Origin of the sequence: Marinigracilibium pacificum (genome assembly GCF_012926615.1) — a bacterium.
GTDB lineage: Bacteria > Bacteroidota > Bacteroidia > Cytophagales > Cyclobacteriaceae > Mangrovivirga > Mangrovivirga pacifica.
Genome location: NZ_JABBNU010000001.1, coordinates 164,346 through 188,761, shown reverse-complemented (window position 1 = coordinate 188,761; position 24,416 = coordinate 164,346). Strand labels below are relative to the sequence as shown.

Below are 24,416 nucleotides of genomic sequence, written 5' to 3'. Positions count from 1 at the left end.
TGAATAATCAACGTATCTAAAATAGTTCATAGAAATCTAAGTCTACAGATTATGCAATTAAAATATTTTTTACTTATTTTTTTTCTAGCAGGAACCATTAGTTTCAACGGATACTCTCAAAAAGGATATAAAATTGATATTATAGTCAATGATATTCCGGACAAAGAAGTGTTTCTTGGGTACTATTATGATGGTAAAACATATGCAAAAGATACTACTAAGTCTGATGCCAGTGGCCACTTGACCTTTGAAGGAGTTGAAAAACTTCCTGAGGGAGTATACTTTTTAATGGCGGATAAGCAAAAGTTTTTTGACTTTGTGGTTGGTGATGACCAAAGCTTTTCTCTAAAAGCGCCTGATTCAGAATATATTAAAAGCATGGAAATAGAGAGCTCTCATGAAAATGAGCTTTTCTATGATAATATGCGTTTTAATTTTGAGCAAAACGAGAAAGCAAAACCATACCTTTCCGTACTTCAGGATTCTACCTCTGAAAAGTCAAATCGTGATGCAGCTGAAGCTGAGTTTGATAAAATAAACCAGGAAGTAATGGCTTTTCAGGATTCTGTTATAAATAATTTCCCAAATTCTGTTTTAGGTAGAATGATGGCTGCTAATAAGCCAGTTCAGGTTCCCGATAATATAAAAGACGATAGAGAATTAGGGTACGCATACTATAAATCACATTTTTTCGATAACATGGACTTATCTGACCCTATATATTTAAGGTTATCACAGCCTGTTGTTAAAGAAAAGCTTGATGTATATTTTGATAAGGTTGTTTCTCAACATCCTGATTCTTTGATCAAAGAAATCGACAGAGTGGCGCAAATGGCATCTTCGAATGAGGACATGTATCGGTTTGTGATATGGAATATGGTGTTAAAGTACCAAAACCCTAAAATTATGGGCCTTGATAAAGTATTCGTTCACCTTAATGATGAATATTTCCAAACGGGTAAAATGGATTACTGGGCAAGTGCTTCATTGAAAAAAAATCTTGGTGATTATTCTGATAAGTTAAGAAAGAGCTTGATTGGAATGAAGGGTGCAAACCTTATTATGCAAGATGTTAACCTGAATAAACGAGAGTTATATAATCTAAATAATAAGTATACGGTTATATATTTCTTTGATCCTGACTGTGGGCATTGTAAAAAAGAAACTCCGGTATTAGTAGATTTCTTTAATACAACGCAATTTGATGTTGGAGTATTTGCAGTAAGTACAGATACGAGCCTAACAAAAATGAGTGATTACATCAAAGAAATGAAAATAAACTTTGTAACTGTAAACGGACCTAGAACATATGTAGGTAATTATCAGGATTTGTATGATGCGTATTCTACGCCAACGATTTATATACTTGATGAGAATAAGAAAATTATTGCTAAGAAACTTCCGGCAGCTCGTATTGAGGAGTTTTTAGAAAATTACGAAAAAGCACAAAATCAATAATATTTATGAATTTATAATTCCTTGTGCCATTCCTTTGAAAATGAAGGCATGAAAAGGTAAAACCGAATACCAGTATAAACGCCCTAGTAGGCCTTTAGGTCGAAAAGTAGCTGTTTGTAATAAGCTGGATTCGGTTTTATTTTTTTCTTTGATTTTAAACTCAAGCCATGCTTCACCGGGTAATTTCATCTCCGCATAGAGAAGTAATCGACCTTTTTCTCTATCAGCGACAATAACACGCCAAAAATCGAGAGCATCACCTTGTTTTAGATCGCTTGAATCTCTCCTACCTCTTCGTAAACCAACGCCACCTACCATTTTATCCATGAGTCCCCTGATTTCCCAAAGGAAATTCCCATAATACCAGCCCGTGCCTCCGCCAATGGCAAAGAAATTATTGATTACTTCACTTGCTGGCCTTTTAAAATCATAGGATCTGACATCATTAAAAACACCATATTGTGGCACTTTTAGTCTATCCATGAAATCCTGACGGATATACTTATAGCCAATGGTGTCTTTCCAACTGCTGATAACTCTGTTTTGAGCAACCCGATCTAATGCCAGAGAAACTGCTTTCTTATACGAAAGTAATTTAACTGGGATTAGAGTTTTTATGCGGTCATCTTGTACAACCACCTCGTTTTTCATTGAATCTACTAATGATACAGCAAGGTGATAATTGGTAGATGTAACAAAGTAAAGCCAATAGCTGGATAACCTGGGTGTCATTACCGGTAGAGTGTATATATATCTTTTAAGGCCTCGAACTTCAGCATACCCCAATAGCATTTCTTTATATGATAGAACTTTTGGGCCACCAATATCAAACGTTCCTCCTTTCACATCTTCATTGCCGGCACTTTTCACCAGGTATTCAATTACATTCCTGATAGCTATAGGTTGACAAAGAGTTTTTAACCATTTCGGAGTAATCATTACTGGTAGTTTTTCACAGAGATCTCGTATTATTTCAAAAGAGGCACTTCCTGATCCTATGATTATTGCAGCCCTGAGTACAGTTAAAGGTGTTTTCCCCTCTTTAAGTATATTTTCAACAACTAATCGCGATTTTAAATGACTTGAAAGGTTTTCGTCATTTACTATTCCACTAAGGTATATTGTTTGTTGACAGTTTGACCAATCGGTAAACTGCACAAATAATCTTGCTATTTTTTCTTCGACACTTTGAAAACCAGAACCCTTTGCCATTGCATGAATAAGAAAGTATGCAATGTCAAAATCAGAAGGAAGATTTTTATACCCTGACTCTTCAGAAAGATCACATTCAATGACTGTAATATTTTTTAATTCTTCATCAGAAAAATCTTCATAGTCAAACCTTCGCTTATCTCTTACCGGGCAAATTATATGATGCCCTAATGCGATAAGTTCCGGGAGAAGCCTCCTGCCTATATAGCCTGTCGATCCTGTTAATAATATTTTCATTTTCAATAAAACAATCAAGTTGTCAGATTGTTATATAAGCCACTTATGCACAATAAAGAAAACTTACCAGTTAAAATTTGTACTGTTTGTAAACGACCATTTACCTGGAGGAAGAAATGGGCAAACAACTGGGACGAGGTTAAATATTGTAGTGAACGTTGCAGGAGGAACAAGAATCATGAGTGGAAAAGCGATATATTGGTTTCAAACGGACCTCAGATTACATGACCAACCGATATTAAGTAAGTTACATAAATCTTATGATGAACTTCTATGTATTTATGTGATTCCTGATCGTTGGTTTAAAGAACCCTTTAATTTAGGATTTAATAGGTTGGGCCCTTACAGAAAGAGATTTCTTTATGAAACTCTTATTGATTTGAATAATTCACTTCAGAGACTTGGGCAAAGGCTTGTAGTTAAAGCAGGGGATCCTTCAAAGGTGTTGTCAAATTATTATCGTGAGTACAATATTGATAAAGTTTTTACTCATGACCAATATGCTTTTGAAGAATTACAAGATTTAGAAAAACTGCAAATGTCAATTGGAAAGAGGAACTTGATAATTGGAAACACAAAATTGATGGTTTCGGAATTATCATTGCCATTTACTCTCGAAGAACTACCTTTTAGTTTCACATCATTTCGAAAGAAAGTTGAAGATGTATTTAAGGTGGACAACGATGATATGAATTGTACATCACTTCCTCCTGCTTTAGAATCATTATCCGGTGAAGATTGGCCTGCCGAAATTGTTCCAGACCTGAATGAAGGTGTTTCAAATCCCGAAACTGCGTTTCCCTTTAAAGGGGGAGAATATGAAGCTCTTAGTAGGTTAAAAGAATACATTTGGGATACAGAAAATATTTTACACTATAAATCTACCAGAAACGGAATGGTTGGTGTTGATTATAGCAGCAAGTTTTCTCCATGGCTTTCAAATGGTTCGTTATCCCCGAGAAGAGTTTATTATGAAATCAAGAGGTTTGAAGAAAGTGTGAAAAGTAATATTAGTACGTATTGGTTGGTATTCGAGTTGTTGTGGAGAGATTTCTTTCAACTGCAATCTTTAAAATTTCAGTCTGATTTTTTTAAGGTTAACGGTATTAAACACAGGGAAAAAGAATGGAATTATGATCAAAAGCTGTTTGAGCAATGGCGATCTGGCAATACAGGTAATGATTTTATTGATGCAAATATGATCGAACTTCTTAGTACCGGGTTTATGAGTAATAGAGGAAGGCAGAATGTTGCATCATGGCTGGCACATGAATATAAAATTGATTGGCGATGGGGGGCTTATTGGTTTGAACATTGTCTGGTTGATCATGACCCATCATCAAATTATGGCAACTGGATGTATATTTCAGGAATAGGAAATGATTCGGTTGCAGATAGAAGGTTTAATGCTGAATTACAAGCTCACAAATATGACAGGCAACATAGATTTGTTAATCTATGGCTAAACTGATAATACCTGATTCTTCAGGTTTTCCGTGTATTGCAGGAATAGATTTTGGAAGTAACCTTTCTGGAAACACTGTTGCTTGTATTAACGAAAACAATAAATTTAACTTTTATTTTAGCAAAAAAGGTTCAAATACTGATATATGGCTTTTTAAACTATTAGTTGAAAAACAACCTGCTCTTGTTGGGATAGATGCCCCACTTTCTTTACCTGGCGTGTACCAGGGCCTAGATATGGCTGATTACTTTTATAGAGATTGCGATAGATTAATGAAAGCAATGTCTCCAATGTTTATTGGTGGATTAACCGCTCGTTCAATAAAGCTAAAAGATCAACTTTCTAATCTTAATATTCCTGTTTATGAGGTTTATCCGGGTGGTTACATTTCTGACAATGATCTTCCTGTGTTGAAAAAAAACCATAAAAAAGACGAATTTTTAGAATATAAGCAGTCTCTTGGTGTTGACATAGATCAGGTTATTAATGCTCACGCTTTAGATGCGTTAATTGCATGGATTATTTCAGTAAGAATTTTTAATAAAGAGGCAAAGTCTATTGGCAATAGGTTGGAAGGATTAATTTATGTCTGACAATACTAAATATAAGCGATTAATATTAATTCCTGGAGATTCACTTTTCGATCATGATATTAATCAACTAACTGCAAATGAAGATTCTATTTTCTTTATGGCAGAAGATTATGAATTATGTACTCACTTTAAATACCATAAGCAAAAGCTTGTTTTTTTTCTTGCCGCAATGAGAAATCATAGGGACACTTTGATTGAAGGAGGTAATAGAGTGGAATATTTTGAGCTTGAAGAAAAGCAAGAATTATCCTATACAGAAAAGATAACAATCGTACTTGAAAAGTATCCTGAGGTTAAAACCTTGGTAACATATCAAATACCTGATAAATTTTTCGAAAAATCAATAACAGGATATTGTAATAGTAAACAGCTGAATTACGAGTTTTTACCCAATCCTAAATTTTTGTTTTCAAGGTTTGATTTTGCTGAATGGCTAAAGTCGACTAAGACCATCAGGATGCATAATTATTATATAGATAAAAGGAAAGAACTTAATCTATTAATAAATGACGGTGAACCAGTTGGTGGTAAATGGAGCCTTGATTCTGAGAATAGAAAAAAGATTCCTAAAGATATAGAAATTCCTCAATTGGTAAGGTTTGATAATCAGCATCATGTAAAGGAGGTTAAAAATATTGTTGAAAGAATATTCAATCAACACCCAGGAAGCCTAAAAGAGTTTAATTGGGCGGTGACCAGAAGTTCAGCGTTAATAGTTTTAAATGATTTTATCGAAAAGAAGTTAAACAATTTTGGTCCATATCAGGACGGAATAAGCGCTGATGATTCATTTATATTTCATTCAACTATTTCGCCATATCTAAATTCGGGATTGATCACCCCGGCAGAAGTTATAGAGAAAGTATTAGAAGTAAGTGATAAAACCAGGTTATCGAGTATAGAAGGTTTTATCCGACAAGTGATAGGTTGGAGGGAATTTATGTTTGGAATTTATCAGCATAAGGATTTGAACCTAAACTTCTGGAAACATACCAGAAAATTAAGCCAGTGTTGGTATGATGGTAAAACAGGTATTCCTCCTGTTGATGATTGTATTAAAAAGGTTAACAATACCGCATATCTACATCACATAGAAAGGTTAATGATTATGGGTAATGTTATGTTACTATGTGAAATTGATCCAAATGAAGTGTACCGATGGTTTATGGAAATGTTTATAGACTCAGCCGATTGGGTGATGGCTGGAAATGTGTATGGTATGAGTCAGTTTGCCGATGGAGGTATCTTTGCAACCAAGCCATATATAAGTGGTTCAAATTATATAAAAAAGATGTCTGACTACGGAAAAGCCGATTGGAATATTGTTTTTGATGGGCTTTATTGGCGGTTTATTGATAAGCACCGTGGCTTTTTTTCTTCAAATCCCAGACTCAATATGATGGTCAATATTTTGGATAAGAAATCAGATGATGAAAAAAGCAAATTATTTAATTGTGCAGAGGAATTTATAAACAGAGTTACAATTGAGTAATTAGACTATCACCCTTTATAATATGAGGTATGTCGTCTTTGTTCCAATTAATTACAAGTCCCGAAGCTATATTTTTAGCTTTTTCAGCACCAAATAAAATCTCACATAAATAAAGTGCTGCATCATAACTTTTTACTCCTCCAACTGAAGTAATGATGTTATTATCATGAACAAAGCTTACAGTATCCAGGCACTCAATCTCGGGATACCTTTCTCTAAAAAGTTTGATGTCTGATGGAAAGGTAGTGACAGTCTTATTGTTTAATAACCCTGCTTCAGCTGCTAAAAAGGCTCCATCACATAATGTTAACGTATATTTGGCTGTATTCGACTGTTTTTTAATGTAATCTATTGTTTTTTGGTTTTTGGCATTCAAACTTAAATGTCCTGCTGCAGATGGGATAACCAGAATATCAGGAGTAATAATGTTATCTTCAAAATATTGATCAGGAGTAATTTTTAAGCCTTCAAATGTCTTCATGACACCTTGTTTTTCTCCAACCAACCTTACTTTCATTACTGGATTAGTGTGATATACAGTATGCTGAAAAATATCCATGGGAGCAATTAGCTCTGTGTTAAACGTTCGGTCAGAAACAAAAATTTCTACGATTAATGTATCTTTTGATATGCTTTGAGGTTCTTTAGATCTCGTTTCAGATATATTTTCTTGTTTTCCGCAAGAAAATAAAATGAAAGCAATAAGTAGTGTATAAAGATTTTTCATTTCTTTTATCTTATTTTTGATCATGGCAAATCCAATAGTACAATTTCTAAACTCACAGATCGGTAATACCATTGAAAACACACCAAGTGAAGTTTCTAACTGGCTCAAAGGTAAGTTGATTTCTGCAGAAGAGGGTAAAATAAAAATAAGTTTTACAATCAGGAAAGAAATGATGAACCCTGCCGGAGTTTTACATGGAGGAATGGCTAGTTTAATTGCAGACGATATGATGGGAATGTGTTTGTTTACTCTTAATAAGGAGCATTTCTATACATCTATCAATTTGACAATGGATTTTTTAAAACCAGCTTTCCTTGGGGATGAAATCGTAGCAGAGGCAGAAGTGATCAAAGATGGTAAAAAGATTACTCATTGCGTATGTAAATTAATGAGAGACACAACTGTGATTGCTTATTCTACATCAAACCTAATGGCAACATCAAAGCCCAACGGATTTAGTCAATAATTTTGACTAACCTTACACATATTAGGTGTAACCAATAAATGATTGTTGTACCAAATTTTCAAAAAGTACTTTTGCATGTTGTTAAGTGTGAAAAGTGAGAATTTGGAAATACATATCTAAGTTAGGAGTCAAGCCTGACGATAGTAAAGAAGACAAAAGAATGTCTATTATTCTTAATCAGATTTCTCTGTTAGGGGTATTGGTCTTCTTTTCCTTAGCTGTTATTTTGTTTGTTATTGGATTTAAACAAATATCGGCTGCGCTTTCGTTAGCTATGACGATGTCTGTCGTAATACTTTTTCTTTCTTGGTTAGGACAAAAGCAAATAAGTAGATGGGCTGCAATTATTTTGTACCCCTTTATTCCATTGGGAGTATTTATTTACTTTGGAGCTGAGGTAAAAGCTGAATTTATATTCTTTTTCCTGATTTTAATCCCAGTCATTATTCTTGAAACTATAATAGAGAAGGTAATTGCATATTTCTATTATGCATTAATGTTGGTTTTGGGATATGTTTATCTTAAGTATAATTTACCAATTGGGTATTTGTCTCCGTTAGAAATATGGGTGTCAAATGTTATTATTTTCATCAATACCGGGATTTTTGTATACATATTAACATCATTCTATCAAAAGTCTACAAAGTACTACGAAGAGAAAAACGAACTCTTGATAAATCAGCTTGAACACAGAAGTAAAGATTTGGAACAATATTCAATAATGATCCAATCTCAAAATGAAGCTTTTCTGGAGTTAAATTATAAGCTACAACGACAAAACGAAGAGTTAACAAAAGCAATAAATGAACGAGATCATGTTGTAAAGGTTGTTGCCCATGATTTGAAATCTCCTATTTCAAGAATTGGAGGTCTGGTTTCTTTATTGAAAACAGCAAGCACAGAAGAGGAATACAATAATTATATATCAATTCTTGAAGATATCTCGAAGGAATCATCAAAGTTAATAGATGATGTCTTGACGCTTGATGATGATAAGGCGCTTTCTTGCGAAATAATTGATGCAGATACGATGATGAAAAGGTTTGTTTCGTCTGTATCTTATCAAGCGAAACTTAAAAATATAAATGTTGAGTATTTAAATAAAGCACAAAATAATATTTTCAAATCTGATTCGATAATGGTTAATAGGGTCGTCGACAATATACTGTCGAATGCCTTAAAATATTCACCTAAAGGGTCTTTAGTGAAGGTTGTTGTAGAAGAGTTCAATGACCACTTAGTATTTAAGATTAAAGATAGTGGCCCTGGTTTTTCGGAGGAGGATAAGAAAAATATGTTCAAAAAGTATAAAAAGTTAAGTGCAAAGCCTACAGGAGGAGAAGCAAGTTTCGGGTTGGGGTTATCCATTGTGAAGAAACTTTGTGATGATCTAAATATTAACCTCTCTGTAAATAATAATATTGGTGAGCCTGGAGCGACATTTATACTTTCTGTTCCAAGAAAATTATCTGTAGAATATAATTTGAGTGTGACCGCTTAAATAAAGGGTTTTTAAGAATTTGTCTGGGAAGTGTATATTTACACTTCCTTTGTTTTTTTACAGATTCTATGAAACACATTAATCGCCATCTGCTGACTATTTTTTTCTGTTTAATTTCCTATCTATCTTTTAGTCAGATTAATAATCAGGCTTTTATTAGGCCCGGGGACTCTTTAGATTCAATTTCTGGTAAGTTTTACCTAAACCTGAACTCTAATGCTTACTTTAAAAACAATGAATATTTTGGAGAGATTGTAGAAGGCTATACTCTTTTTGGGTATAACATGGTTTTATCTGCTGGCTATGGGTTTAATGAGAATTTTACTGTTGAGGCAGGTGCCTTTGCAAGGTGGGATTTTGGAAAGCAAGATTATAATAAATTACTTCCTTATTTCAGGATCGACTATCATAAAAACAAAGATCAATTGTTATTTGGTAATATAAATGGTTGGTTAGCGCATAATTATTTTGAGCCAATGTATGAGTTTGAGAATTTTATGACAAATACACCTGAATTAGGAATTCAATATTTAAGAAGAGGAAAATGGTATGATCTTGATGTATGGGTAGATTGGCAGAATATGATTTATCCGGGTGATTCTACAAAAGAGGAAATTGCAGGTGGGCTTGTGTTTGACAATAGAATAATAAATAATAATTCGATAACCATTGGAGTTCCCTTTCAATTTAAAGTTTACCATCGAGGAGGACAAATAGATGTTAGTCAGGCTTCATTAATAACAAGAACTAACATAGCTATAGGGCCAAAAATAAACTTTAAACTATCTGATGAAAGTGTTGTTAAAAACCTCGAAGGCTCTTTTTACTGGCTTAATTTTAACGATGGGTCAGGCACTCAGTTATTGCCTTTTTCCAAAGGGACAGGAATAATGGCCAATGCGTTAATTCATTTTAAGAATAAGAGCCAATTATTACTTTCATATTGGGATAGTAGCGATTATTATTCCTATCAGGGAGGGAGGTTATATCAATCGATGTCAACCGAGTATGGAAATGGTGCATATCAGGAAAACAGACAACTTTTATTTTTAAGATACACTTATGACTTAACAGTTGCAGATGACAGCTACCTTACTTTTAGAGCAGAGCCTTTTTATGATTTTCAAAACAGCTCCCTGGACTATTCCTTTGCCGTTTATTTTAATGTTAACTTGACATATCCTATTAGTAAATAAATCACACTTCAATATGAAAAAGATTACTATTTTCTCAATGATATTAGCCTTATTGGTTTCATGTCAGAATAATTCTGAAGACAACTCTTCAACAGTAGAAGAAACAATGGAGTTTTATAATCCCGCTGCAGATGGTTTTAATATTGAAGGGTCTGATCAGAAAGCAATTTCAATCGCTGATAGTGTAATGGTCGCTATGGGAGGAAGAAAAGCATATGATGAATCAAGGTTTTTCGGTTTTGATTTTTTCGGCTATAGGAAGATTTGGTGGGATAAAAAGGCTGATTCCGCAATAGTCAAGTTAAATAATATGGGCTTGAAAATACTTGTTGATTTAAACAGTAAAAATGGTCGGGTCTGGAAAGACGGAATAGAAATGGAAAATATAGACTCTATAGCTTATTATTCAAACTATGGATATGAAGCTTGGGTTAACGATACCTATTGGCTGGTAATGCCCTTTAAATTAAAAGACTCTGGAGTTACATTAAATTATGTTCGAGAAGATACAGTTAACTCAAACCCTGCTGATGTATTACAACTTACATTTAATGCAGTAGGTATTACGCCAGAAAATAAATATGAAGTATATATTGACCAGACGGACAATCTGGTAAAAAAATGGTCATATTTTAAAAAGGCTACTGATACCATACCTTCTATGACTACTCCATGGGATGATTATAAAGAATATAATGGGTTAGCTCTTGCATCAAATCGTGGTAAGAGAGGACTTTCTGACATCATTGTTACAAATAAATTAAGTGAAACTCCTTTTAGCGAATACTATAAGTAATGATTAAGCTCGAAAACCTGACTTTTAAATATAATGATGGGCCTTCATTTAATTTTCCTGATATCGATTTACCAGATCAGGAAAACTTATTGATAACAGGTAATAGTGGCGTCGGAAAAAGTACCTTACTTCATTTACTTTCCGGAATCAGAAGGCCCTCTTCAGGTCAAATAATAATAAATAAAACTAATATTGAAAATCTAAATGCTGCCCAACTTGATAAGTATCGGGGTACAAATATGGGATTAATTTTTCAGCAACCTCATTTTGTATCCGGACTATCTTCATATGAGAATGTCAGGCTAGCATTAAATATTTCGATTAAGGATTCCGAACAATATATTTATCAAATATTTGAAAGGTTAGGAATTGAAAAAAGAATGAATTATTCTCCTTCAAAGATGAGTTTGGGAGAAAAGCAAAGATTGGGAATAGCCAGAGCGATAGTAAATAAGCCAAAAGTATTATATGCAGATGAACCAACTTCAAGTCTTGATGATTCTAATACTGAAATTGTAATAGAGTTATTGCTTGAAGAGGCTCGAATTAACAATTCACAATTGGTTTGTATTACACATGACCATAGAGTCAAAAAGTATTTTGAAAACGAGGTTAATCTATGAATGATTTTTATATCAGCTTTAAAAGTGTATTAGCTAAGCCCTGGTATAGCTTGATGAGTGTTTTACTTGTAGCCACAGGCACCGGAATAATTTCTTTGTTGTTTCTAATAGATAATGACATTCAAAAAAAGCTTTATGGTGATGTAAAGGGTGTTCAGATGGTTGTCGGCGCTAAAGGGAGTCCTTTACAGCTTATTTTATCGGCAGTTTATCAGGCAGACAACCCAACAGGAAACATCAAAGCAGAAGAAATCAAACCCTTTTTAAAACATCCTTTGGTAAAAAAGGCAATCCCCTTAGCTTATGGCGATTCGTATAATGGTACGCGCATTGTTGGTACAGATACTTCATATTTAAACTTATACAATGCTAAATTAAAAAAGGGCACTTACTTTTCTAAACCAATGGAGGTTGTGTTGGGAGCAGAAGCTGCTGCTACGCATAATTTAACGGTTGGTGATATTATTTATTCTCAACATGGGCAGGCAGTTGATGCAGATAAACATGATCATCCTTTTAAAGTTACTGGTGTTTTAGCTCCAACAGGTCTAGTAATTGACCGCTTGTTTATTACAAGATACGAGAGTCTTTGGGATGTTCATGAAGTACAAGGGCAAGGAGATTATACTGCCTTTTTATTTCAATTTAAGAATCCGATGGGACAATTGATGTTGAGTAAAATGATTAACACAAACTCAAGTATGCAAGCGGCATTACCTTCGATTGAAATCGATAGATTAATGACACTTTTGGGCACTGGTTATGAAACATTAAAAATATTAGCATATGGTATAATATGTTTGTCGGGATTTGCAGTATTTGTAACTCTTTTTACATCGTTACAACAAAAAAAGTATGATTTAACAGTAATGCGTGTGTTAGGCTATTCCAAGAGGAGAGTATTATTTCAGGTAATTATTGAAGCTTGCATTTTATGTTTGGCAGGAATATTGGTTGGATTATTGTTGAGTCGCATTGTCATGTATTTTATTTCAGTTGTAAAAGATAGCCAATGGTTATCAGGTAGTATGTTCGATATTCGTGAACTATATTTGTTTCCTGGTGTTATTTTACTGGCAATAATAGCGGCATTAATTCCATCTTATAAAATATATAAAACTGATATAGCGGAGGTATTAAGTGATGAAAAGTAGTTTGATAGTTTTTTTTATGTTCGTTGGCATTTTATCTGAACAAGTTAAAATTGACTGGGGTACATTAGCTGATGTACAGTTCAACCAGGTTTATGATAACCAATTAGAGACATATTTTACTGAACCTACTTTTGGCCCAAAAGTAAAGGCAATTGATGGAAAAGAAGTAATTATTGAAGGATATGTTATTCCAATGGATGTAGAAAAAGGTGATTTTGTATTGTCAAAGAATCCTTTTGCTAACTGCTTTTTTTGTGGAAATGCCGGTCCTGAAACAGTCATGGAATTAAACCTGAAGCCTGGGCATAAAAAATTTAAAACTGATGACTATGTGGTATTTAAAGGAAAGTTCAGGTTAAATAAAACAGATATTTATCACCTGAACTATATCCTTGATGAAGCTGATGTGGTTAATTAATTAGCCTCAGCATTAGCTCCAATATTTGAATATGCCATAATTACTTTTCGATTATCTCCATCATCGGGATGAACTTTGATGCTTCCATCAAAAGTTAAGAAGCTATCAAAGTCAAGTGTAGCATCATTACTTAACACTTTTACTTCAGTTTCAGAAACTCCGGTAGTTCCATTTACAGGGTTTAGCATAGCAGCCATAACACCTTCCTGATCCCATTTGCCAAAATGTAAATGTGCAGGGTGGAATTCTCCATTTACACCACCTTCAAAATTGATGATAATTTTAATTCCATTTTCAATTTCTCTAACTGTAATTTTTCCACCAGTTTGAAAATCTCCATTTGGGCTGATTGAGTATTCGATTTGCCTTGTATTCTCTTCTTCACTACAAGAAAATAAAAATGCTGATAATAGCATTAAGCTGATTAGGTTGAAAAGATTTGTTTTCATTTATAAACTAATTCGATTTGTGTTTTAAAAAGTTATATTTAATACAAACGTATAAAATAAATGGTAGTATATTAAAATTTTGATAAAAATATTAAGTTTCAACCAAGGTAATTGGTATTGAATATAAATCAATATTGTTCCTGTATTAATTTAGGGCTAATTTTGCGTCATGAAAAAAGTTAAGCATCTCTATAACAGGGTAAATCGCGAAGAATTGCGGTCAAGAGTATATAGTGACGATAAGACAACAAGAGTAACTTTATCTTTTTACAGATATTACCATATTTCTGATCCTGGTGAATTTAGGGACAGACTTTATGCCGAATGGGCAGAAATGGGTGTCCTTGGTAGAACCTATATTTCGTGGGAAGGAATAAATGCACAGATAAGTGTGCCAAAGGAAAACTTTGACCAGTTTAAAGAAGAGTTGTATTCCATCGACTGGTTAAACAATGTAAGATTAAATATTGCTGTAGAAGCTGAGGCGCCATCATTCTATAAGCTAACACTAAAAGTTAGAGATAAGATTGTTGCTGATGGTTTGAACGATGATACATTTGATGTAACTAATAAAGGTATCCACCTTAATGCAGCAGATTTTAATAAGCTTGCTGATGATCCAAATACAATTATTGTTGATATGAGGAATCATTATGAGGCTGAAGTTGGTCATTTTAAAGATGCATTAACTCCGGATGTTGATACTTTCAGAGAGGCATTGCATGTGGTAGAGGAAGAACTGAAGGATCAGAAAGACAAGAATATATTAATGTATTGCACAGGCGGTATTCGTTGTGAAAAAGCAAGTGCATATTATAAGCATAAAGGGTTCAAGAATGTTTACCAGTTAAATGGTGGAATTATTGAATATGCAAGACAGGTGAAAGAACAAGGTCTTGAAAATAAATACATTGGAAAAAACTTTGTGTTTGATGATCGGCTTGGGGAACGAATTAGTGAGGATGTCATTGCCCGTTGTCATCAATGCGGAGAGCCTTGTGATGATCATACCAACTGTGCAAATGATGGATGTCACCTTTTGTTTATTCAATGTGAAAATTGTAGACAGAAATATGAAGGTTGTTGCTCTGAGGAGTGTAATGAAGTATTACATTGGGATGAGGAAAAGAGATTAGAATGGAGGAGAAATAACCCATTGCAGACTACTGACAAGTATATTAAAGGAAGATCTGAGAAACTAACATATAAAAAGAAGCTTAATAGTAAGCTAAAACCTTAACCTTAACATGAAGAAATTTGCTGTAGGCATCGATATTGGTGGTACTTATACTAAACTGGGTCTTGTTGACAAGGATGGAAATTGTCCTGTACAATCAAAGCTCCCAACTAAAGGACATTCTGATATTGAAGAATATCTGAAAAATGTAAAAATTGAAGTTGATAAACTGACAAATCAGATTGACGACTGTGAAATAGTAGGTATAGGTATTGGTGTTCCTAATGGTAATTTTTACAAAGGAACAATCGAGCATGCTGCAAATCTTGAATGGAAGGGTGTAGTTCCTCTTATTGAAAAGCTTAAACCAATCTTTCCTGGTATTCCGGCAATTTTGACCAATGATGCTAACGCCAGCGCATATGGAGAAGCGATATTTGGCTCAGCCAAAGGAGTAAAAGAATTTATTACAATAACATTGGGAACTGGTCTTGGTTCTGGAATTGTTGTAAATAATAAACTCGTTTACGGTAATAATGGTTTTGCTGGTGAGTTAGGTCATACCAGAGCTGTTGACAACGGTCGCGAGTGTGGTTGTGGAAAAAAAGGATGTCTTGAAACCTACTGTTCTTCTACCGGTTTAAAAAGAACACTTCTTGAGATGCTTGCAATTAAAAAGGCGCCAAGTAAATTCAGAGATCTTGGAATAAATGATTTCCACGGTGAAGAAATTACCGAAGAAGCTCTAAACGGTGATGAAGTTGCAAAAGCAGCTTTTGAAAAAACCGGGTTTATTTTAGGTCGTTCATTAGCTGATTTTGTTGCATTTTCTGAGCCTGAGGTTATTTATTTAGCTGGAGGCCTGGTAAGTAGTGGTGAGTTATTATTTGAGCCAACCAGAAGAAGTTTTGAAGAACATTTGATGAATTCATACAAAGGAAAAGTCAAGATTATGCCTAGCGGATTGATGGATATGAACGCCGCAATTTTAGGTGCTGCAGCCTTGATTTGGAATGAATACGAATAATTGCTATATTACGTGCTTTTAACGGGAAATTTAATTTTTTCAACTGCAGCCAACAAATGAAAAAAATTAAGTATTACTATGATCCTGAAACTTGTAGGTATGAACAAGTAAGGGTCAGCAAAGCCGATGTAGTATATAATGCACTAGGTTTTTTGATACTTTCACTGATATCCGGAGCAATAATTTTTGCCGGTTATAGTGCGATTTTTGATTCTCCTGAGGAGATTATATTAAAAGAAAGAGTGGCCGAGCTCGAAGGTCATTATGATTTTTATCAACTTAAGTTAGATACTCTTGATAAAATCATTTCATCACTTGAGAGAAATGATGACGAGATCTATCGTACCATAATGGGGGTTGATCCAATTCCAGAAGATTTTCGTTCTGCCGGTATTGGAGGTTCCGACAGGTATTTTAAACTAAAAAAGGATGGCCTCCAGTACTCTGATGTCTATGTGAGTTTATCTAAACGCATAGATAAGATAAAGAGAAGAGCGATGGTTCAGGAAGCTTCTCATGACGAATTGTTAAAAAGTGCGCTTGATGCTGAAGAAAAGCTTCGAAGCATGCCTGCAATTCAGCCTGTAGATAAGGAAAATTATTATTTTGTTTCTGGATATGGAACAAGAATAGACCCGCACTACGGAACTCGTAGAAACCATGATGGTATTGACCTGGCAGCACCTATAGGAACCCCTGTTTATGCAACAGGTGATGGCAAGGTGGTAAAGGTTAAAACAAATGCATGGGGATATGGTAAAGAGATAATTATCGACCATGGTTTTGGGTATAAAACAAGATATGCTCACTTGAATAAATTCCTTGTAAAGGAAGGACAGAAAGTTACCAGAGGACAACAGATTGCCGAAGTGGGTAATACAGGTAAATCAACAGGGCCTCATCTTCATTATGAAGTACTAAAAGGGGTAAGTGAAGCATCGCAAAACCCTATTCACTATTTTCTTCAGGATATAACCCCTGAAGAGTACGCTGATATTTTAAAGCAAGGTGAAGTGGTTAATAAAACAATGGGATTATAATCCACGGTAATATAAATGAGAAAGCCGGTAAATTATTTTACCGGCTTTTTTTATTGTTGTTCTTCAATCTGTCTTTTCGGTTTCTTTTCAGGTTCTGCATCTTTAGCAGAGTTTAGGTGACCATAGAAATAGAGGGTATGGCTAGTCACCGTAAAATCAAAAGTGTCTTCAACTAATTTTTGAATAGCTTGAATTCTTGGGTCACAAAACTCAAATATCTGATTGGTTTTAGTACAAATTACATGATCATGCTGTCTGTATGCATGTGATTTCTCATATAATGACAGGTTTTTGCCAAACTGATGTTTTGTAACAAGATTACACTCAAGTAGAAGGTCCAATGTGTTGTAAACAGTAGCTCTACTAACCCTGTAATTTTTGTTTTTCATGTTGATATACAATGATTCAACATCAAAATGTCCTTCATTACTATATATTTCTTCCAGAATTGCGAAGCGTTCCGGTGTTTTTCGAAGTTTTTTTTCTTCAAGAAACTCAGTAAAGATGGATTTTATTTCTTCGTGTTTTTCTGGTGAAAGTTTACTTTGTCCCATATCATAATTATATAAACAAGCTATAAGCCTGAACTAATATCAAAAATTGATATTTTTATTAATTTATACAAGTCTTGCGCTCAATTGATGTAACGTTTTTAATAGATTAAGGGTTTAACCTTTACAGATGAGGTTTATTAACATATTATTTTCAAAACTTTTTATTGGTTTGACATACATATATAAGGGTATGATCTCTCCTTTTATACCTGGTGCCTGCCGGTATAGTCCAAGTTGTAGTACTTATATGATTAAGGCTGTTCAGACACATGGTCCTTGGAAAGGTGTTTGGCTAGGGTTAAAACGAATTTCCAGATGCCATCCTTGGGGAGGAAGCGGACATGATCCCGTCCCTCCTAAAGAAAATTAATTATTTTTTTACTGAAGGATCAAATTTCTTTGGGGCATACAAGAACCCAAATGCTTCGCAATTTTCTTTAGTTCTCTTTTCATGGTGTAGATAATGAGCATGGATCATTCTCTTTAAATATTTTCCCTTTGCTTTATACCTGAATTTAATTCTTTGGTGTACGAGGATATCATGAAAAAGAACATAGAATATGCCATAGCCTGTAATTCCTATTGCAAAATAAATCAATATGTGATACTCAGGAAATTCAGCACCTATCATGAACAACACGATGGCAGGAATACTAAAAACTACAGCAAAAAGATCATTTCTTTCTAAGGTGTGGTTATGGTAAGAGTGATGTGATTTATGCCAGGTCCATAAGAATCCATGCATTACATATTTATGAGTAAACCAGGCTACTCCTTCCATGAAAAGAAAGGTTCCTATAACAATAGCCATTTTAAAAATTATGTCCCACATATTAAATTGAATATTCAGGCAATTTAAATAACTCTAAGTTGATATTTAAAATATGTACTTCCTAATAATACAAGTTTCGTGAAATTTGGAATTCTAACCCTGTTTTCCAGGATCAAGTGTGGAGGACATTTTTTAATTTTATTGAATAATTTTCTGTAATATAAATAGGCAAGGTAAACCCCCGCTCTTGCTCCATCCGGAAGGTTTAAAATTCCAGTTAACGCATGGTCAAAGTCTTTTTCAATATCTTTTTCAATTTTCCATTTTTCATTTTTTGTAAATTGATTAAAATCTACCTCTGGAAAATATACCCTTCCCCTGTCTTCATAATCAGATTTTAAATCTCTTAAGAAATTAACCTTTTGGAAAGCAGATCCAAGACTCATTGCACTTGGTTTTAACTCGTTATATTGTTTATCATTTCCTTCGCAAAACACTCTTAAGCACATTAACCCTACAACTTCAGCAGAGCCATAAATATATTCATCATATGAGTCAATATTATGATTTGATGAATATATGTCCATTCTCATACTTTTTATAAAAGCTTTTATTAGGGCTTGCTCGATATTATAACTATTAACCACTAGTTGAAAACTATGCAGTACAGGATTCATACTAAACTTCTCCTCTATTGCTTTATAAGTCTCTTCTTCAAACTGAAGCAAAGTTTTTTCTTTATCAAGATGATGAAAGGTATCAACAATTTCATCTGCATACCTTACATAACCATAAATCCCGAAAATTGGATCATGAAACCGTTTGCTAAGTGTTTTAATGCCAAGGGTAAATGAGGTGCTGTAAAGTTCCGTTATTCTTTTGCTACACTCAAACGCAGATTTGTTGAAAAGTTCAATCATAATGTTTATGCTAGTTGGGTTGACAGGTTTTTGGTTATTTCTCCGGCTACAATTTCTCCTGATATCAAGCTCGGAGGAACTCCTGGGCCTGGTACAGTTAGCTGTCCAGTATACATTAAGTTATTTAATTTACCGTTTTTAATTTTAGGTTTCAAGATTGCTGTTTGATCAAGCGTATTGGCAAGACCATAAGCATTTCCCTTAAAGGCATGATAGTCAGCCATGAAGTTTTTAGCCCCGTAACTCCTTTTATATATCACGTGATCTTTAATGTTTTCACCACAATGCTTTTCCAGCCTTTGCATTACCAGATCATAATATTTGTCAGTTATTTTATCATCTTCCAATAAACCTGGAGCCATAGGGATTAGAATGAATATGTTTTCTTTTCCTTCTGGTGCTACTGATGGGTCTGTTTTAGAAGGCACACATGTGTAAAATAAAGGATCTTCAGGCCACTTTACATCCCCATAGATTGCATCTGTATGTTTATCAAAATCTGCATCAAAAAATAGATTGTGATGCTTTAATCCTGAAACTTTTTTATCTACTCCTAAATAAAATAATAAACAGCTAGGTGCAAGCTTTCTATTATCCCAATACTTTTCATTATAACGGCGATAATTTTCCGGCAGTATATTTTGTTCGAAATGATGATAGTCAGCCGAGCAAATAATATGATCAGCTTCGAAATTAATTTTATCAGTATTTACTTCCGTAATATTCTTGCCTTCAATATTTACAGAAATAACTTCTTGATCAGTAAAAATTTCAACCCCGAGTTCTTCAGCTAGTAATCCCATACCTTCAATTATCTTATGCATACCTCCCATAGGATACCAGGTACCTAGTTTCATGTCTGCATAATTCATCATACTATATAATGAAGGAGTGTTTTTAGGTAAAGCACCTAAAAACAGAATAGGAAACTCCATCAATTGAATTAACTGTTCATTTTTAAAAAACTTTCTAATATGAGTACCAATTGAGGAGAATATGTCAAGCTTCGAAGCTTTTTTAAGGAGTGAAAGATCTAAAAATTCTGTAAATGAATGTCCTGGTTTATATACGAAATCCTGCATGCCGACCAAATATTTTACTTCGGCTTGGTTCATAAACTCTTCAAGTTTAGAAGACGAACCAGGTTCAATATTGTCAAACATGGATTTTAATTCTTCCCAGTTTGCAGGAATGTCCAGTTCAGAATTTTTATAAATTACTTTATAGCTTGGATCTAATCTTATTAAATTATAATAGTCTGATGGAGATTTACCAAAAGAATTAAAAAAATGCTCAAATACATCAGGCATCCAGTACCATGAAGGGCCCATATCAAATGTAAAGCCTTTATCGATGAATTTTCTTGCTCTTCCTCCAATAGAACTATTCTTCTCTACAATAGCTGTTTTAATACCCTCTTTTGCGAGGAAACAAGCGGTCGATAACCCACTAAAACCACTACCTATGACTATTGCATCAAATTTCTTTCTTTCCATCAAGCTTTTTCCTAACAATATAATGTTTTAGTCTAAAACTGACCATTAAATGGTGCGATAAACTTTTAACATATCTTTTAATTCTTTCCTAGCTAAATGGATTCGGTTTTTGACTGTACCAATTGGAATGTTAAGATGATCAGCTATTTCAAAATATTTATATCCTTTAAAATGCATCATAAATGGAACTTTGTATTGTTCATCTAATTTTTTAATTGATGCTTGAATATCCTTCATTTTGAAATTTCCATAAGCACCATTCTCAATAGTGTGCTTAGAGCTGTTTATATAATGATCATTCTCAGTTTTATCTACAAAAGTTTTTTGTCTAACCTTTTTTTGGTAGTTAGTGATGAAGGTGTTCTTCATAATTGTGTACAACCACGCTTTGATATTAGTGCCTTCAGTGAATTTGTCTTTATTACTAAAAGCTTTAAGCACAGTTTCCTGAAGGAGGTCGTTTGCCTCATCATTGTCTCTAGTTAGTCTGTACGCATAAGGTTTTAAGAAAACTCTAAGACTATTTAATCGATATCCAAATTCTACAGCAGTCATAATGTTTAACTTTTGGTAAATTATGTTAAACAAATATACATAATGTTTAATGAAATGCAAATAAAAGATAAACATTTGTTTTAACAACAAAGAAAATATTTTTTGTTAGGCACAAAAAAAGGCCTTGAAAGGCCATTTAAAGGGGTGAGGTAAAACAGAAAGTTATATTGTTTAACTAATGATAGAGATAAAATTGTCTAATGACGGGATTATTCTAACCTCTTTTGGTAAGTCATTTTCAACATCTACCACTTGACTACCAGAAACATAAATCTCACTTTTGTTTGAAATTTTTACTAATTCCTCGATATACTTTGAAATATCATATGGAAGGTTTGATGTGGTGAAAGAGGTAAACATCACATCAGGTTTATGTTGCTCAGTAATTACTTTGAGATCTTCGAAAGGAAGATTAGCGCCCAGATAAATTACCTTGTATCCTCTTGATTTAAGAAGGTAATTCCCAAATAATAGTGTTAATTCATGGTACTCTCCTTCTGCAAGCCAAAGAAGAAATGTTTTCTTATTAGGATCAGCATAAAAGGGGCCAAGCTTATCAATTGCTGAATATACTTTTTGAGTTACCAAGTTAGAAATAAAATGTTCCTGGGCTGGGTTTATAGAACCAATTTGCCAAAGCACACCAATTTTTTGCATAAAAGGAATGAGTACTTTTAACATTGTTTGTTCAATCCCTATGCTCTGAATTGCCTTATTTAGATTTTCTTCAAACCCAATTTCATCCAGGTCAAGCATCGCAACAGTTAATGTGTTAATCTGTGAAGATGTGTTTTCTGGCTTTTTAACAAGATCTTTAATTAAATCGTTTTTTTCCTTAATACCCATTTGGGCAATTTTGGAAATTTTGTATCCATGTTGATTTAGTAAAGCAATGTTAAGAATGCTCTTTAAATCATTGTCAGTATAATATCTGATATTAGTCACAGTTCGTTGAGGGTTCAGAATATTATATCTCTGCTCCCAAATACGTAGGGTGTGTGCTTTTATTCCGCTTAATTGCTCTAAGTCTTTTATTGAATATTTAATCATCATCTTACCTGCCCGAATAAAGCAAAATATTTAAATTAATAAAAATAATTACTGTTTAATGAGTTTTAAAGTATCAACAATTAATAGCTTTAGATACTTATATTTACGTATTAACAAAATAAAAGGCAAATGGTTTTATATAGTGTCACAGTTAATATTGATAAAGATATTGAATCTGATTGGCTTTCATGGATGACAAAGGAACATATTCCTAAGGTTTTAAATACCGGAATGTTTAAAGAACATAAGCTTTTTCGTTTATTAAATGAAGAAAGCGGTGTTGAAGGAACGACATATTCGATTCAATATTTTGCCGAAGACATCACAAAAATAAATCAATACCTTGAAAATTATGCTCCGGAACTCATTAATGAGCACTATGAAAGGTATAAAGATAAGCATGTTTCATTTAGAACACTTCTAGAGCAAATCATCTGAAATGATTTTAGTGGGTGACATACTGGTCGATCCATCTAGGAAAACTATTACTGAAAATAAGAAGCCCGGGACACTGACGAAAAAGCTGTTCTACTATCTTACTGCCGGTGTTTTTTCCGAAAAGATTGAAAAAGAAACTTTTGAAGCAGTTCAAATTTTACAGCAACTCTATGCTGTTTTACAATCAGTAGAGATTGATAATATCGTCAGGCTTCAGGTAGATGGTCAGGATACTTACTTTGATAATGAAGGGCTTAAAAATGATTTAAGCTCTGCAATATCAAAATTTGAAAATCTTAGAAAACAAAGTTCTTCAGAGTTCGATACCCTGAAGATGATCCTTGAACACTCAGATAGTTTCTTTAACTATTTTATTATTATTAGTTATCAATCTATTCACGAGCAAGGCAAATTTCCTATTCGCGTTAGAGTATTTGGGCTGTTTAAAGAGTTTGAAGCTACTAATACTGAAAATGCTGAACGACTCAAGGTAAGGCTTTCTCCAATATTTAAAAATCAAGAAGGCTATAATCTGTATGTAAAAGGTAAAAAGAGTCGGTTTGATTCATTTCTTAAATCATTGAGACTAAATTTTAAGAGGAATATTGATTCTGATGAGATCATTCATGAAGAAATTGATCAATTATTAATTGGATTAAGAGATATTAAATCTGTGAAAGACATTCCTCTTAATCCGGATGTGTCATTGCCAATTTTTCATGGTTATTACGATCTTAATAAAAAAGTCTTTTATTCATATCTATGGACTGACCTTCTTATTGAAAGCGAGTTTTGGATCAATAATACCACTATTGTTTCTGCTTCAGGAGAAGTTCTAAAAAACCTGGGGCCCGATCATTATTTCCTTTCCAGGGATAACTCATTTTAGAGGGTTTGTCAAAAGTTTTGCAAGCGCCCAAATCTTAAAAATATAATATGGTTAATTGACGAATGTGCCAAAGCATTGCGCATTGGGCTTAAGTTGGCAGAATATCCAATTAATAAATTTTTAATATTTCCTTAAAATATTAAAAATCGGCATTGCCAAACTCCCAAAAACTCACTCTCAATTATGTGTTTTGTAAAAATTTATTTATTTTGTTGCTATTATTGCATAATAATAATGATTTACTGATATTTGTATCAATCAAACGGGTTAAACATTGCAAATATTGATTTACACTGTAGGGTGATGAAACTGGCAGACATACCCTCCTGTCTCGGGGGTGAAGGTTTGGGATAAACTTTTAAACAGGCTAACCACTTCGTGGAGGTTCGACTCCTCCCTCTACAGCTTAACAGATTAAAACGTATAATCTGAATTGAAAAATAATTTTTACACTGTAGGGTGATGAAACCGGCAGACATACCCTCCTGTCTCGGGGGTGAAGGTTCGGGATAAACCTTTTAAAAGGCTAACCACTTCGTGGAGGTTCGACTCCTCCCTCTACAGCAACTGCAGCTATTGCAAACCAAAACAATCATTTTATACTGTAGGGTGATGAAATTGGCAGACATGCCCTCCTGTCTCGGGGGTGAAGGCTTGGGATAAATCTTGTAAAAGACTAACCGCTTCGTGGAGGTTCGACTCCTCCCCCTA

General features: G+C 33.8%; 27 protein-coding genes. 18 read left to right on the top strand and 9 right to left on the bottom strand.

Features of this window, described 5'->3' with window-relative positions:
* Positions 1-51: 51 nt before the first annotated feature.
* On the top strand, positions 52-1,458 hold the full coding sequence (locus HH304_RS00925; RefSeq protein WP_169677564.1) for a TlpA family protein disulfide reductase: 1,407 nt from the start codon (positions 52-54) through the stop codon (positions 1,456-1,458).
* Between the two features lie 3 nt (positions 1,459-1,461).
* Here the strand turns inward: HH304_RS00925 and HH304_RS00920 are convergent, their stop codons facing one another.
* Complete coding sequence (locus HH304_RS00920; protein WP_169677563.1) at positions 1,462-2,907, bottom strand: SDR family oxidoreductase; 1,446 nt, start codon at positions 2,905-2,907, stop codon at positions 1,462-1,464.
* A 45-nt stretch (positions 2,908-2,952) separates the two neighbouring features.
* Here HH304_RS00920 and HH304_RS00915 point away from each other — a divergent pair, with 45 nt between their 5' ends.
* Genes HH304_RS00915 through HH304_RS00900 form a run of 4 tightly spaced genes read left to right on the top strand, consistent with a single transcriptional unit; the run spans position 2,953 to position 6,457 of the window.
* The gene (locus HH304_RS00915; RefSeq protein ID WP_169677562.1) at positions 2,953-3,135 is read left to right on the top strand and encodes a DUF2256 domain-containing protein; all 183 of its coding nucleotides are present in this window, start codon (positions 2,953-2,955) and stop codon (positions 3,133-3,135) included.
* The gene (locus HH304_RS00910; RefSeq protein WP_169677561.1) at positions 3,086-4,378 is read left to right on the top strand and encodes a DASH family cryptochrome; all 1,293 of its coding nucleotides are present in this window, start codon (positions 3,086-3,088) and stop codon (positions 4,376-4,378) included. The genes HH304_RS00915 and HH304_RS00910 overlap by 50 nt, the downstream gene beginning before the upstream one ends.
* Positions 4,366-4,965, top strand: coding sequence for a hypothetical protein (locus tag HH304_RS00905; protein WP_169677560.1), 600 nt, complete (start codon positions 4,366-4,368; stop codon positions 4,963-4,965). Before HH304_RS00910 ends, HH304_RS00905 begins: the two co-directional genes overlap by 13 nt.
* Positions 4,958-6,457, top strand: a complete 1,500-nt coding sequence (locus HH304_RS00900) for a cryptochrome/photolyase family protein (protein WP_169677559.1) — start codon at positions 4,958-4,960, stop codon at positions 6,455-6,457. The genes HH304_RS00905 and HH304_RS00900 overlap by 8 nt, the downstream gene beginning before the upstream one ends.
* Here HH304_RS00900 and HH304_RS00895 read toward each other — a convergent pair.
* Positions 6,444-7,184 carry a DJ-1/PfpI family protein gene (locus tag HH304_RS00895; RefSeq protein WP_169677558.1) on the bottom strand — a complete coding sequence of 247 codons (741 nt, stop codon included), beginning with the start codon at positions 7,182-7,184 and terminating at the stop codon, positions 6,444-6,446. The two genes, HH304_RS00900 and HH304_RS00895, sit on opposite strands and share 14 nt — an antisense overlap.
* A gap of 22 nt (positions 7,185-7,206) precedes the next feature.
* On the opposite strand from HH304_RS00895, the gene HH304_RS00890 reads away from it, so the two are divergent.
* From HH304_RS00890 to HH304_RS00860, 7 genes are all read left to right on the top strand, one after another.
* Positions 7,207-7,650 carry a PaaI family thioesterase gene (locus HH304_RS00890; RefSeq protein ID WP_169677557.1) on the top strand — a complete coding sequence of 148 codons (444 nt, stop codon included), beginning with the start codon at positions 7,207-7,209 and terminating at the stop codon, positions 7,648-7,650.
* A gap of 94 nt (positions 7,651-7,744) precedes the next feature.
* A complete protein-coding gene (locus HH304_RS21350) occupies positions 7,745-9,151 on the top strand; it encodes a sensor histidine kinase (protein WP_169677556.1) in 1,407 nt (468 codons plus the stop codon).
* Between the two features lie 68 nt (positions 9,152-9,219).
* A complete protein-coding gene (locus HH304_RS00880) occupies positions 9,220-10,347 on the top strand; it encodes a hypothetical protein (protein WP_169677555.1) in 1,128 nt (375 codons plus the stop codon).
* A 13-nt stretch (positions 10,348-10,360) separates the two neighbouring features.
* Positions 10,361-11,143: a hypothetical protein gene (locus tag HH304_RS00875; RefSeq protein ID WP_271711455.1), complete on the top strand. Its 783-nt coding sequence runs from the start codon at positions 10,361-10,363 to the stop codon at positions 11,141-11,143.
* Positions 11,143-11,766 (top strand): ABC transporter ATP-binding protein, encoded by a 624-nt coding sequence (locus HH304_RS00870; RefSeq protein WP_169677554.1) that lies wholly within the window; start codon positions 11,143-11,145, stop codon positions 11,764-11,766. Before HH304_RS00875 ends, HH304_RS00870 begins: the two co-directional genes overlap by 1 nt.
* Positions 11,763-12,920 (top strand): ABC transporter permease, encoded by a 1,158-nt coding sequence (locus HH304_RS00865; RefSeq protein ID WP_169677553.1) that lies wholly within the window; start codon positions 11,763-11,765, stop codon positions 12,918-12,920. Before HH304_RS00870 ends, HH304_RS00865 begins: the two co-directional genes overlap by 4 nt.
* Positions 12,910-13,338, top strand: a complete 429-nt coding sequence (locus HH304_RS00860) for a DUF3299 domain-containing protein (protein WP_169677552.1) — start codon at positions 12,910-12,912, stop codon at positions 13,336-13,338. The genes HH304_RS00865 and HH304_RS00860 overlap by 11 nt, the downstream gene beginning before the upstream one ends.
* Here the strand turns inward: HH304_RS00860 and HH304_RS00855 are convergent.
* On the bottom strand, positions 13,335-13,787 hold the full coding sequence (locus HH304_RS00855; RefSeq protein ID WP_169677551.1) for a hypothetical protein: 453 nt from the start codon (positions 13,785-13,787) through the stop codon (positions 13,335-13,337). The genes HH304_RS00860 and HH304_RS00855 overlap by 4 nt on opposite strands.
* Before the next feature lie 169 nt (positions 13,788-13,956).
* Here HH304_RS00855 and trhO point away from each other — a divergent pair, with 169 nt between their 5' ends.
* The 3 genes from trhO to HH304_RS00840 are packed head-to-tail and all read left to right on the top strand — an operon-like array spanning position 13,957 to position 17,031.
* Positions 13,957-15,027, top strand: coding sequence for an oxygen-dependent tRNA uridine(34) hydroxylase TrhO (gene trhO / locus HH304_RS00850; RefSeq protein ID WP_169677550.1), 1,071 nt, complete (start codon positions 13,957-13,959; stop codon positions 15,025-15,027).
* Between the two features lie 7 nt (positions 15,028-15,034).
* Positions 15,035-15,991, top strand: a complete 957-nt coding sequence (locus HH304_RS00845) for an ROK family protein (protein ID WP_169677549.1) — start codon at positions 15,035-15,037, stop codon at positions 15,989-15,991.
* 56 nt (positions 15,992-16,047) lie between these two features.
* Positions 16,048-17,031, top strand: a complete 984-nt coding sequence (locus HH304_RS00840) for a M23 family metallopeptidase (protein ID WP_169677548.1) — start codon at positions 16,048-16,050, stop codon at positions 17,029-17,031.
* 50 nt (positions 17,032-17,081) lie between these two features.
* On the opposite strand, the gene HH304_RS00835 is transcribed toward HH304_RS00840, so the two are convergent.
* A complete protein-coding gene (locus HH304_RS00835) occupies positions 17,082-17,585 on the bottom strand; it encodes a Fur family transcriptional regulator (protein ID WP_169677547.1) in 504 nt (167 codons plus the stop codon).
* Between the two features lie 127 nt (positions 17,586-17,712).
* Between HH304_RS00835 and yidD the strand changes: the two genes are divergently transcribed.
* Positions 17,713-17,955, top strand: coding sequence for a membrane protein insertion efficiency factor YidD (gene yidD, locus HH304_RS00830; RefSeq protein WP_169677546.1), 243 nt, complete (start codon positions 17,713-17,715; stop codon positions 17,953-17,955).
* Here yidD and HH304_RS00825 read toward each other — a convergent pair whose 3' ends face one another.
* From HH304_RS00825 to HH304_RS00805, 5 genes are all read right to left on the bottom strand, one after another.
* Positions 17,956-18,396, bottom strand: coding sequence for a sterol desaturase family protein (locus HH304_RS00825; protein WP_271711454.1), 441 nt, complete (start codon positions 18,394-18,396; stop codon positions 17,956-17,958).
* A 44-nt stretch (positions 18,397-18,440) separates the two neighbouring features.
* Positions 18,441-19,277 carry a phytoene/squalene synthase family protein gene (locus HH304_RS00820; RefSeq protein ID WP_169677545.1) on the bottom strand — a complete coding sequence of 279 codons (837 nt, stop codon included), beginning with the start codon at positions 19,275-19,277 and terminating at the stop codon, positions 18,441-18,443.
* A 5-nt stretch (positions 19,278-19,282) separates the two neighbouring features.
* Positions 19,283-20,773, bottom strand: coding sequence for a phytoene desaturase family protein (locus HH304_RS00815; protein ID WP_169677544.1), 1,491 nt, complete (start codon positions 20,771-20,773; stop codon positions 19,283-19,285).
* Between the two features lie 45 nt (positions 20,774-20,818).
* A complete protein-coding gene (locus HH304_RS00810; RefSeq protein WP_169677543.1) occupies positions 20,819-21,328 on the bottom strand; it encodes an RNA polymerase sigma factor in 510 nt (169 codons plus the stop codon).
* Between the two features lie 171 nt (positions 21,329-21,499).
* Positions 21,500-22,381: a MerR family transcriptional regulator gene (locus tag HH304_RS00805; RefSeq protein WP_271711453.1), complete on the bottom strand. Its 882-nt coding sequence runs from the start codon at positions 22,379-22,381 to the stop codon at positions 21,500-21,502.
* 126 nt (positions 22,382-22,507) lie between these two features.
* Between HH304_RS00805 and HH304_RS00800 the strand changes: the two genes are divergently transcribed.
* Complete coding sequence (locus HH304_RS00800) at positions 22,508-22,816, top strand: DUF4286 family protein (protein WP_169677542.1); 309 nt, start codon at positions 22,508-22,510, stop codon at positions 22,814-22,816.
* A 1-nt stretch (position 22,817) separates the two neighbouring features.
* Positions 22,818-23,705, top strand: coding sequence for a hypothetical protein (locus tag HH304_RS00795; RefSeq protein WP_169677541.1), 888 nt, complete (start codon positions 22,818-22,820; stop codon positions 23,703-23,705).
* Positions 23,706-24,416 lie beyond the last annotated feature (711 nt).

What these genes read in the sequence shown, in the direction of transcription:
- HH304_RS00875 (WP_271711455.1), top strand. Translation starts at nt 10,361, where the DNA reads ATGAAAAAGATTACTATTTTCTCAATGATATTAGCCTTATTGGTTTCA.
- HH304_RS00890 (WP_169677557.1), top strand. Translation starts at nt 7,207, where the DNA reads ATGGCAAATCCAATAGTACAATTTCTAAACTCACAGATCGGTAATACC.
- HH304_RS00835 (WP_169677547.1), bottom strand. Translation starts at nt 17,585, where the DNA reads ATGGGACAAAGTAAACTTTCACCAGAAAAACACGAAGAAATAAAATCC.
- HH304_RS00870 (WP_169677554.1), top strand. Translation starts at nt 11,143, where the DNA reads ATGATTAAGCTCGAAAACCTGACTTTTAAATATAATGATGGGCCTTCA.
- HH304_RS00825 (WP_271711454.1), bottom strand. Translation starts at nt 18,396, where the DNA reads ATGGCTATTGTTATAGGAACCTTTCTTTTCATGGAAGGAGTAGCCTGG.
- HH304_RS00815 (WP_169677544.1), bottom strand. Translation starts at nt 20,773, where the DNA reads ATGGAAAGAAAGAAATTTGATGCAATAGTCATAGGTAGTGGTTTTAGT.
- HH304_RS00880 (WP_169677555.1), top strand. Translation starts at nt 9,220, where the DNA reads ATGAAACACATTAATCGCCATCTGCTGACTATTTTTTTCTGTTTAATT.
- HH304_RS00840 (WP_169677548.1), top strand. Translation starts at nt 16,048, where the DNA reads ATGAAAAAAATTAAGTATTACTATGATCCTGAAACTTGTAGGTATGAA.
- HH304_RS00910 (WP_169677561.1), top strand. Translation starts at nt 3,086, where the DNA reads ATGAGTGGAAAAGCGATATATTGGTTTCAAACGGACCTCAGATTACAT.
- HH304_RS00855 (WP_169677551.1), bottom strand. Translation starts at nt 13,787, where the DNA reads ATGAAAACAAATCTTTTCAACCTAATCAGCTTAATGCTATTATCAGCA.
- HH304_RS00920 (WP_169677563.1), bottom strand. Translation starts at nt 2,907, where the DNA reads ATGAAAATATTATTAACAGGATCGACAGGCTATATAGGCAGGAGGCTT.
- HH304_RS00925 (WP_169677564.1), top strand. Translation starts at nt 52, where the DNA reads ATGCAATTAAAATATTTTTTACTTATTTTTTTTCTAGCAGGAACCATT.
- HH304_RS00905 (WP_169677560.1), top strand. Translation starts at nt 4,366, where the DNA reads ATGGCTAAACTGATAATACCTGATTCTTCAGGTTTTCCGTGTATTGCA.
- trhO (WP_169677550.1), top strand. Translation starts at nt 13,957, where the DNA reads ATGAAAAAAGTTAAGCATCTCTATAACAGGGTAAATCGCGAAGAATTG.
- HH304_RS00810 (WP_169677543.1), bottom strand. Translation starts at nt 21,328, where the DNA reads ATGACTGCTGTAGAATTTGGATATCGATTAAATAGTCTTAGAGTTTTC.
- HH304_RS00860 (WP_169677552.1), top strand. Translation starts at nt 12,910, where the DNA reads ATGAAAAGTAGTTTGATAGTTTTTTTTATGTTCGTTGGCATTTTATCT.
- HH304_RS00800 (WP_169677542.1), top strand. Translation starts at nt 22,508, where the DNA reads ATGGTTTTATATAGTGTCACAGTTAATATTGATAAAGATATTGAATCT.
- HH304_RS00845 (WP_169677549.1), top strand. Translation starts at nt 15,035, where the DNA reads ATGAAGAAATTTGCTGTAGGCATCGATATTGGTGGTACTTATACTAAA.
- HH304_RS00795 (WP_169677541.1), top strand. Translation starts at nt 22,818, where the DNA reads ATGATTTTAGTGGGTGACATACTGGTCGATCCATCTAGGAAAACTATT.
- HH304_RS00915 (WP_169677562.1), top strand. Translation starts at nt 2,953, where the DNA reads ATGCACAATAAAGAAAACTTACCAGTTAAAATTTGTACTGTTTGTAAA.
- HH304_RS00895 (WP_169677558.1), bottom strand. Translation starts at nt 7,184, where the DNA reads ATGAAAAATCTTTATACACTACTTATTGCTTTCATTTTATTTTCTTGC.
- yidD (WP_169677546.1), top strand. Translation starts at nt 17,713, where the DNA reads ATGAGGTTTATTAACATATTATTTTCAAAACTTTTTATTGGTTTGACA.
- HH304_RS00900 (WP_169677559.1), top strand. Translation starts at nt 4,958, where the DNA reads ATGTCTGACAATACTAAATATAAGCGATTAATATTAATTCCTGGAGAT.
- HH304_RS00805 (WP_271711453.1), bottom strand. Translation starts at nt 22,381, where the DNA reads ATGATGATTAAATATTCAATAAAAGACTTAGAGCAATTAAGCGGAATA.
- HH304_RS00865 (WP_169677553.1), top strand. Translation starts at nt 11,763, where the DNA reads ATGAATGATTTTTATATCAGCTTTAAAAGTGTATTAGCTAAGCCCTGG.
- HH304_RS00820 (WP_169677545.1), bottom strand. Translation starts at nt 19,277, where the DNA reads ATGATTGAACTTTTCAACAAATCTGCGTTTGAGTGTAGCAAAAGAATA.